General features: G+C 70.9%; 12 protein-coding genes. 11 read left to right on the forward strand and 1 reads right to left on the reverse strand.

Annotation, left to right across the window (positions count from 1 at the left end; all coding sequences use genetic code 11):
* The 3 genes from NT132_RS06920 to trmD all read left to right on the forward strand — a co-directional run.
* Positions 1 to 150: KH domain-containing protein (locus NT132_RS06920; protein ID WP_297786814.1), on the forward strand; the 150-nt coding region annotated here is incomplete at its 5' end.
* Entirely contained in the window at positions 150 to 821 is a 672-nt protein-coding gene (gene rimM, locus NT132_RS06925) for a ribosome maturation factor RimM (protein WP_297786788.1), read from the forward strand. The genes NT132_RS06920 and rimM, both read left to right, overlap by 1 nt.
* Before the next feature lie 4 nt (positions 822 to 825).
* Entirely contained in the window at positions 826 to 1,515 is a 690-nt protein-coding gene (gene trmD, locus NT132_RS06930; protein ID WP_297786790.1) for a tRNA (guanosine(37)-N1)-methyltransferase TrmD, read from the forward strand.
* A gap of 6 nt (positions 1,516 to 1,521) precedes the next feature.
* Here the strand turns inward: trmD and map are convergent, their stop codons facing one another.
* A complete protein-coding gene (gene map / locus NT132_RS06935; protein ID WP_297786792.1) occupies positions 1,522 to 2,304 on the reverse strand; it encodes a type I methionyl aminopeptidase in 783 nt (260 codons plus the stop codon).
* Positions 2,305 to 2,424: 120 nt separating this feature from the next.
* On the opposite strand from map, the gene NT132_RS06940 reads away from it, so the two are divergent.
* From NT132_RS06940 to NT132_RS06975, 8 genes are all read left to right on the forward strand, one after another.
* Complete coding sequence (locus tag NT132_RS06940) at positions 2,425 to 2,916, forward strand: MFS transporter permease (RefSeq protein ID WP_297786794.1); 492 nt, start codon at positions 2,425 to 2,427, stop codon at positions 2,914 to 2,916.
* 177 nt (positions 2,917 to 3,093) lie between these two features.
* Positions 3,094 to 3,441 (forward strand): 50S ribosomal protein L19, encoded by a 348-nt coding sequence (gene rplS, locus NT132_RS06945; protein ID WP_297786796.1) that lies wholly within the window; start codon positions 3,094 to 3,096, stop codon positions 3,439 to 3,441.
* A 133-nt stretch (positions 3,442 to 3,574) separates the two neighbouring features.
* Entirely contained in the window at positions 3,575 to 4,330 is a 756-nt protein-coding gene (lepB, locus tag NT132_RS06950) for a signal peptidase I (protein ID WP_297786798.1), read from the forward strand.
* Positions 4,327 to 4,986 carry a ribonuclease HII gene (locus NT132_RS06955; RefSeq protein ID WP_297786800.1) on the forward strand — a complete coding sequence of 220 codons (660 nt, stop codon included), beginning with the start codon at positions 4,327 to 4,329 and terminating at the stop codon, positions 4,984 to 4,986. The genes lepB and NT132_RS06955 overlap by 4 nt, the downstream gene beginning before the upstream one ends.
* 12 nt (positions 4,987 to 4,998) lie before the next feature.
* Positions 4,999 to 5,322 carry a DUF2469 family protein gene (locus NT132_RS06960; RefSeq protein ID WP_297786802.1) on the forward strand — a complete coding sequence of 108 codons (324 nt, stop codon included), beginning with the start codon at positions 4,999 to 5,001 and terminating at the stop codon, positions 5,320 to 5,322.
* A gap of 95 nt (positions 5,323 to 5,417) precedes the next feature.
* The gene (locus NT132_RS06965; protein ID WP_297786804.1) at positions 5,418 to 5,774 is read left to right on the forward strand and encodes a YraN family protein; all 357 of its coding nucleotides are present in this window, start codon (positions 5,418 to 5,420) and stop codon (positions 5,772 to 5,774) included.
* Positions 5,771 to 7,297 (forward strand): YifB family Mg chelatase-like AAA ATPase, encoded by a 1,527-nt coding sequence (locus tag NT132_RS06970; RefSeq protein WP_297786806.1) that lies wholly within the window; start codon positions 5,771 to 5,773, stop codon positions 7,295 to 7,297. Before NT132_RS06965 ends, NT132_RS06970 begins: the two co-directional genes overlap by 4 nt.
* Positions 7,294 to 7,788: a hypothetical protein gene (locus NT132_RS06975; RefSeq protein ID WP_297786808.1), complete on the forward strand. Its 495-nt coding sequence runs from the start codon at positions 7,294 to 7,296 to the stop codon at positions 7,786 to 7,788. The genes NT132_RS06970 and NT132_RS06975 overlap by 4 nt, the downstream gene beginning before the upstream one ends.
* Positions 7,789 to 7,893: the final 105 nt, after the last annotated feature.

The following is a 7,893-nucleotide window of genomic DNA, read 5'->3' on the forward strand; positions in this document are numbered from 1 at the left end:
CCTCGCGGGGATGTGCTGGAAGTCCACGTGCACCCCGATGATCGGGGTCGCGTGATCGGGCGCGGCGGTCGCACCGCCAAGGCACTGCGCACCGTCATGGGTGCACTCGCGGCTCCCGGCCGCATCCGCATCGACGTCGCCGACGACTGATGGACTCCTCCTCGTCGTCCCCCCGGGCGAACGGCGCTGCCGCGCGCGCGCCTCGCACCGGCAAGACCCAGCTCCGGGTCGGCCGCCTCGTCAAGGCCCACGGTCTCAAGGGAGCTCTCAAGCTCGAGCTCTACACCGACGATCCCGACGGTCGGTTCACCACCGGCGCGGTGTTCACCCTGCAGGTGCCCGACTCGTCGACCTGGTTCGGCAAGACCGTCACGGTCCGTGAGTTCCGCTGGATGAATTCCCACCCCGTCGTCTTCTTCGACGGCGTCGACGACCGCGAAGGCGCCGAGAGTCTCGTCCGCGCGATCCTGTGGATCGATGAGGACGCCGACGCCGCCGTCGCCGAGGATGATGCCTGGTACGACCACCAGCTCGTCGGGCTCGATGTGGTCCGCGACGGCGCCCGCATCGGCCGCGTCGTCCGCGTCGACCATCTGCCGGCCCAGGACCTGCTGATCATCTCGCACGACGACCGCGAGGTGCTGGTCCCGTTCGTCAAGGCGATCGTCCCGGAGGTCGACATCGCGGCCGGCCGTGTCGTCATCACGCCGCCACCGGGCCTCATCGAGGACCTCCCTGCCGACGACGACGAGGACGACGAGCCGGTCGCCGCCGACGAGGATGCGGCCGAGGCCACAACTCCGGACCGCTCCGAGGACTGAGCCCGTGCGCGTCGACGTCGTCACGATCTTCCCCGGCTTCTTCGACGTGCTCGAGGTGTCGCTGCTCGGCAAGGCCCGCGACCGGGGCCTCCTGGACGTGCGCGTCCACGACCTGCGGGACGCGGCGCACGACCGTCACCGGACGGTTGACGACACGCCCTACGGCGGTGGCGCCGGGATGGTCATGAAGCCCGAGCCCTGGGGCGAGGTACTGGACACCATCGTGGCCGACGCCGCATCCCGCCCCACCATCATCTTCCCCTCGCCCGCGGGGGAGCGGTTCACCCAGGCGACCGCGCGCGAATGGTCCGAGCGCGAGCACCTCATCATCGGCTGCGGCCGCTACGAGGGCATCGATGAGCGCGTCTTCAGCTATGCCGCGACGCTTGGCGAGGTGCGGCTGGTCAGCCTCGGCGATTACGTGCTCAACGGCGGCGAGGTCGCCGCGATGGCGATGATCGAGGCCGTCGGCCGGCTCATCCCGGGCGTCGTGGGAAACCCGGCCTCGCTCGTGGAGGAATCCTACGAGGACGGACTGCTCGAGTACCCCTCGTACACGAAGCCCGCCGCCTGGCGCGGCTACGAGGTGCCGGACGTGCTGCTCAGCGGTCACCATGGGCGGGTCGCCGACTGGCGGCGCGAGCAGCAGCTGCAGCGGACGCGCGAGCGCCGCCCCGATCTGCTGGCCGACTGACGCGACTCAGTCGACGCCGAGGAACGAGCGGTCGGTCAGCACGACCGGGCCGTCGTCGGTGAGGGCGACCGTGTGTTCGGAGTGCGCGCCTCGCGATCCGTCGGCGCTCCGCAGCGTCCACCCGTCCCGGTCCGTGATGAGCTCATCGGTCGTGGCCAGGAACCACGGTTCGATCGCGATCACGAGGCCCGGTCGCAGCGGGTAGCCGCGGCCGGCCTTGCCGTCGTTCGGCACGTGCGGGTCGCCGTGCATGACGCGGCCGACGCCGTGGCCGCCGAAATCGGTGTTGATGGAGTAGCCCTCGCCGTGCGCCACCTCGGCGATGGCCGCCGACAGATCGCCGATCTTGTGCCCGACCGTCGCCGCGGCGATCGCCGCATCCAGGGCCCGCTCCGTGGTCTCGATCAGGCGCAGGTCCTCGTCGCGCGGGGTACCCACGACGAACGACACCGCGGAGTCGGCGACCCACCCGTCGATCGACGCTGCGAAGTCCAGTGACACCAGATCGCCGTCGCGCAGCGTGTAGTCGTGGGGGAGGCCGTGGAGCACGGCGTCGTTGACGGACGTGCACAACACCTTGCCGAACGGGCTCGCGCCGAACGACGGGTGGTAGTCGATGTAGCAGGACTCGGCGCCGGCGGCGCGGATCATGTCGTGTGCGCGGCGATCGAGCGACAGCAGATTGGTGCCGACCCGGGTCTCGTCGCGGAGCGTCGCGAGTGCCTCGGCGACGAACCTGCCCGCGGGCCGCATCTGCTCGATCTCGGCCGGGGTGCGCAGTTCGATCATGGTGCTCCTTCTCTCCCTCCCATTCTCGCGGATCGGTGGCAACGGCGGGTGCCTGTGCGGATGCGGTGAGATCGGGCCCCGGCACGCCCGGGCCCGCCGCGGCCGCGTACCATCGGTGCCATGTGGATCCGGCGCGCATTCTTCGCATGGCTGATCCCCGCCGCGTTCGTGTTGCCGTTGTGGCTGTTCGTCGGTTGGGGCGTGTTCAATGCGGGCGGGTGGGCCTTCGTCTGGGTCCTGTTCCTCGCCATCCCGTCGGTGTTCCTCGGCCAGCTCGCCCTCGCGCTGCTGGTGCGGGCGCGACCCACGGTCCGGGCGGAGCGCGCGGTCTCGTGGACGGATGTGGCCGGCTTCGGCGCCTGGCACGTGCTCACGATTGCTTTGGGGTTCTACGCGCAGACGTGGTGGGCGCCGCTGTTCGTGCTCACTGTGGTCGTCGGAATCGCTCTGTTCTGGCTCACGCTGACGCAGCTGTGGCGCGAGGCGCGACCGCGCACCCTGCTACGGCACACGATCGACGGCACGGCTTATCTGCCGCCGCAGCGGCGCGAGACGCCGACCGTTGCCCCGGAGGTCATCGTCGTGACCGAGACGCGGCACCCGCAGGACTGAGGCGGTCGCCCCGGTTTGGTCGTGGCCCCCGGCCGTGGCAGAATGGGCGTTTGTGCCCTGGCCCGGCTCTGCCACAGGGGAGCCCGTCGAACACCACGCGTGATCGGCGCCGGGTACACACATCCGTGAAAGCCTACGTTCCGCCGCCGACCTGTGGCGGTTGCAGAGAGACAGACCATGCAGATTCTCGACGCCCTCGACGCGGCATCGCTCCGCTCCGACATCCCGGACTTCGGCCCCGGCGACACCGTCAAGGTGCACGTGAACATCACCGAGGGCAACCGCTCTCGAGTCCAGATCTTCCAGGGCGTCGTGCTCGGTCGCTCCGGCGACGGCGTCCGCGAGACCTTCTGCGTCCGCAAGATCAGCTTCCAGGTCGGCGTGGAGCGCACCTTCCCGGTGCACTCGCCCGTGATCGACAAGATCGAGGTCGTCACCCGCGGTGACGTCCGTCGCGCGAAGCTCTACTACCTCCGCAACCTCCGCGGCAAGAAGGCCAAGATCAAGGAGAAGCGCGACCGCTGAGTCGTCTTCCCTTGAAAAGACCCCGAGACCTCACGGTCCCGGGGTCTTTTCGTCTGCCGTGCACGAGCACCGGGCTGGCATGTGCGACGCTAGATGCTGCGGCTGCCGCCCCCGCCGCATGAAGGACTATCGCATGAGCATGGACGCGACGCCCGCCCCGACGGAAGTGGGGCAGGAGAAGAAGCGCCGCGGCACACTCACGTTCCTCCGCGACGTGGTGATCATCGTCCTCATCGCCCTCGTCGTATCCTTCGCGGTCAAGACCTTCCTCGTCCGCTCGTTCTACATCCCGTCGGCCTCCATGGAGAACACCCTCATGGAGCAGGACCGCATCCTCGTGGACGAGCTCACCCCGCGCTTCGGCGGCTACGACCGCGGGGACGTGGTCGTCTTCCGCGATCCCGGCGGCTGGCTCGGCGTGAGTGCGACGCTCGAGGCGCCGATGAACCCGTTCGCCGCCGCCGTGGACTGGGTGCTCTCGCTCGTCGGGCTCACCGCCTCCGACAGCGACGACCACCTCATCAAACGCATCATCGGACTGCCGGGCGACCATGTCGTCTGCTGCAACGAGCTGGGCCAGATCACCGTCAACGGCACGGCGATCGACGAGACGTCGTACCTGTTGCTCCCGGAACCGGGAGCGGCCGCATCCGCGATCGACTTCGACGTCACGGTTCCGGAGGGCTCACTCTGGGTCCTCGGTGACAACCGGTACCGGTCGAAGGATTCGCGGTACAACCAGGAGCAGCCCGGCAAGGGCTTCGTGCCGCTGGAGAACGTCGTGGGCCGCGCCTTCATCGTCACCTGGCCGTTCGACCGGTTCGGGCTGATCGACTCCCATCACCCGGTGTTCGCGGGGGTGCCGGCGACCGAGACGGCTGCGCCGTGACCGTCGTCGAACCCACCCTCCGCCGTGAGCGGCAGCTGCTGCGCGACCACCCGATCGTCATCGCCTGCGACGAGGTCGGTCGCGGCGCTCTCGCCGGCCCGGTCGCGGTGGGCGCCGCCGTCCTCTCCGCGCGGCACACCCGGCGGCGCGTGCCCGAGGGCCTCCGCGATTCGAAGCTCATCGCCGAGCCGCGGCGCGCCGCCGTCGCCGAGCGGGCGGCTGCATGGGTCGACGCCTCCGCGGTCGGCTGGGCCGAGTCCACCGAGATCGACGAGGTCGGCATCATCCGCGCCCTGGGCCTCGCGGCGCACCGGGCGCTGGCCGGACTCGTCGCGCAGGGTGTCGTGTTCGACGACGCGATCGTGCTGCTCGACGGCAACCACGACTACATCTCCCTGATCGGTTCGGTCGGCTGCCGGGTGCAGCCCGTCGTGAAGGCCGACCGCGACTGCGCCAGCGCCGCCGCCGCATCCGTCGTCGCGAAGGTCGCCCGTGACACGCACATGGTGGCGCTGCACGAGAGCGCACCCATGTACCTGTGGGAGCGGAACAAGGGCTACGCGAGCGCCGATCACCGCATCGCCATCCGCGAACACGGCCTGAGCACGCACCATCGGTCCAGCTGGGCGATCGCCGACGCGCCCACGCTGTTCTAGTCTGGAGTCACCATGGATGACGACGTCTTCGAGGACTACGACCGTGAGCTCGAGCTCGCCCTGTACCGGGAGTACCGGGATGTCGTCTCGCAGTTCCAATATGTGATCGAAACCGAGCGGCGGTTCTATCTCGCCAACGAGGTGAACGTCGTGCGCCGGGACACCGAGCACGACTTCTACTTCGAGATCTCGATGACCGACGTGTGGGTGTGGGACATCTACCGCGCGGACCGGTTCGTGAAGTCGGTGCGGGTGCTGACGTTCAAGGACGTCAACGTGGAGGAGCTCACCCGGCGCGACTTCCAGCTGCCCGAGGAACTCTCGCTCGACACCTGAGCACCGTTCCTCCCCAGGTGCGCTCCCCATCCGCACCGTCCACGGATGCGGTCCAGCGTCGATGCCGGTGACGGACGTCGCCGCAGGCTTGCCGCATGGCAGCCAAGGACGAGCTCGGTCGACGCGGTGAGGACGCCGCCACCGCCTTCCTGACCCGCCAGGGGTGGACGGTCCTCGCCCGCAACTGGCGGTGTCCCGGCGGTGAGCTCGACATCGTCGCCGTTGACGGAGCGGAACTCGTCGTGGTGGAGGTCAAGACCCGCACGAGCGACCGGTTCGGGCATCCGTTCGAGGCGGTCGACGCGCGGAAGCGCGCGCGACTGTGGCGGCTTGGCCTCGCCTGGTGCGCGGCCCACCCGGAGCACGCCCGGGGGCGCCGGATGCGGGTGGATGCGGTGTCGCTGCTGGGCACCGACCCGTTCACGCTCGAGCACCTGCGAGATCTGCGATGAACGTCGCCCGCACGTGGTCGGTCGCTCTCCTCGGCGTGGATGCGACGCTCGTCGAGGTCGAGGCCGATGTGTCGGCGCAGACCCCCGAGTTCCGCATCATCGGACTCGGCGACCGGGCGCTGTCGGAGGCCGTGCAGCGCGTGCACAACGCTTGCGCAAACTCCGCACTGCCGCTCCCGCGGCGGCGGCTGACCGTCAACCTGTCGCCCGCGAGCCTTCCCAAGCACGGGTCCGGCTTCGACCTCGCGGTCGCGATCGCGGCGCTGGCGGGGGAGTGCGGGCTGCGTCGCGACTCGCTCGCCGACACCGTGCATCTCGGTGAACTGGGGCTCGACGGCCGGCTGCGCCCGGTCCCCGGTGTGCTGCCGGCGGCCCTCGCGGCGGCACGTGCCGGACGAGCGCGGATCGTGGTGCCGCACGCGAATCTGGCTGAGGCGTCCCTCGTCCCCGACATCGAGGTCGTGGGCGCCGTGACGCTGGCCGAGGTGGCGCGCCTCCACGGCGCCGACGTGGCGGTGCCGGAGCGCGAACCCGTGCGGCACGGGATGACGGTCGACGACCCCGCACCGGCCCCGGAACTCGCCGACGTCGTCGGGCAGCGCGAGGCCGTCGCCGCACTCATCGCGGTCGCCGCCGGCGGACACCACCTGCTCATGAGCGGACCACCCGGCGCGGGAAAGACCATGCTGGCGCACCGCCTGCCCGGCATCCTGCCCGAACTCGACGATCGGGCCGCGCTGGCGGTGGCGGCGGTCCGTTCCGTCTCCGGTGTCGCCGTCACCGCGCTCAGCCGCCTGCCACCCATCGAAGCGCCCCACCACAGCGCCAGCATGGTCGCGCTCGTCGGCGGTGGCTCGCGGGGGATCCGGCCCGGAGCCATCGCGCGCGCCAGCGAGGGCATCCTCTTCCTCGACGAGGCGGGCGAATTCCCCGCATCCGTCCTCGACGCGCTACGGCAACCGCTCGAGCGCGGCTGGATCGACATCCACCGCGCCGGAATGTCGGCTCGGTTCCCCGCCCGGTTCCAGCTCGTGCTCGCCACGAACCCCTGTCCCTGCGGCAACTACGGAGTGCGTGGGGCGACCTGCGAGTGCCCACCGATGGCGATTCGCCGGTACATCGGCCGGTTGTCCGGACCGCTGCGCGACCGCGTCGACATCGAACTGCAGCTGCGGCGGGTGTCCCGCGCCCGGGGACACGATCCCGGCGACCGCGTCTCGTCGGCCGACGCCCGCGCGCAGGTCGTCGCGGCCAGAGCGCGCGCCGAGCGGCGCCTGCGCGGCACCCCCTGGCGGCGGAACGCCGAGGTGGCGGGCGCCTGGCTGCGGGAGGGGCCCGTCTCCCCGCCGCCCGAGGTGCGGCGCCCGCTGGATGCGGCGCTGGAGCGTGGCGCACTGACGCTCCGCGGATACGACCGGGTGCTGCGCGTCGCCTGGACCCTGGCGGACCTCGCCGAACGCGACCGCCCGAACGCGCACGACATCGGCCGTGCCCTGTTTCTGAAGAAGGGAATCGAGACATGACGGATCGATGGGCGCTATCGGACCTCGTCGCGCGGGTGGGCGCGGGGCTCCACCTCGCGGGGCCCCCGGACGGCGAGGCCACGCTGCAGCGGGCGGCGCGAGCGCTGTGGTGCGTGCTGACCGAGCCCGGCGACGGGGTTGCCGGGGCGCTCCGGCGCGCCTACGGCCCGGTCGAGGCCTATCACCGCGTCGTCCTGCGGAACGAGGTGGCCGCCGCCGCAGCGGCGACCGGATTGCCGCGAGACGCGCTGGTCGAGGCGCAGCGGCGGTGGCGCCCCCGCCTGACGGCAGATGCGCTGACCGAACCGTTCCGACGGGCGGAGCGGGTCGGTGCGCGCCTGCTCACCCCCGAGGATGCGGACTGGCCGCTCGCCCTCGACGACCTCGAGGATCACGCCCCGGCGTGCCTGTGGGTGCGCGGCGATCCGCGCGCGCTGACGCGGCCTGCGGGGTCGGACTGGCATGTTGCGGAGTTGGAACTCGCGCTATAGCCGTAGTGGGGGACCGCCGAGTGGCTGGGAGTCGGGCGTATTGGGACGGACTTCCCGCTCGCGCGATGACCGCGACGATGCTCAGTCGGCCAGCGGGTCGTTGAC

It is taken from the genome of Microbacterium sp. (assembly GCF_026393345.1).
In the GTDB taxonomy this organism is placed as follows: Bacteria; Actinomycetota; Actinomycetes; order Actinomycetales; family Microbacteriaceae; genus Microbacterium.

What these genes read in the sequence shown, in the direction of transcription:
- rplS (WP_297786796.1), top strand. Translation starts at nt 3,094, where the DNA reads ATGCAGATTCTCGACGCCCTCGACGCGGCATCGCTCCGCTCCGACATC.
- lepB (WP_297786798.1), top strand. Translation starts at nt 3,575, where the DNA reads ATGAGCATGGACGCGACGCCCGCCCCGACGGAAGTGGGGCAGGAGAAG.
- NT132_RS06975 (WP_297786808.1), top strand. Translation starts at nt 7,294, where the DNA reads ATGACGGATCGATGGGCGCTATCGGACCTCGTCGCGCGGGTGGGCGCG.
- NT132_RS06970 (WP_297786806.1), top strand. Translation starts at nt 5,771, where the DNA reads ATGAACGTCGCCCGCACGTGGTCGGTCGCTCTCCTCGGCGTGGATGCG.
- NT132_RS06940 (WP_297786794.1), top strand. Translation starts at nt 2,425, where the DNA reads ATGTGGATCCGGCGCGCATTCTTCGCATGGCTGATCCCCGCCGCGTTC.
- map (WP_297786792.1), bottom strand. Translation starts at nt 2,304, where the DNA reads ATGATCGAACTGCGCACCCCGGCCGAGATCGAGCAGATGCGGCCCGCG.
- NT132_RS06960 (WP_297786802.1), top strand. Translation starts at nt 4,999, where the DNA reads ATGGATGACGACGTCTTCGAGGACTACGACCGTGAGCTCGAGCTCGCC.
- NT132_RS06965 (WP_297786804.1), top strand. Translation starts at nt 5,418, where the DNA reads ATGGCAGCCAAGGACGAGCTCGGTCGACGCGGTGAGGACGCCGCCACC.
- rimM (WP_297786788.1), top strand. Translation starts at nt 150, where the DNA reads ATGGACTCCTCCTCGTCGTCCCCCCGGGCGAACGGCGCTGCCGCGCGC.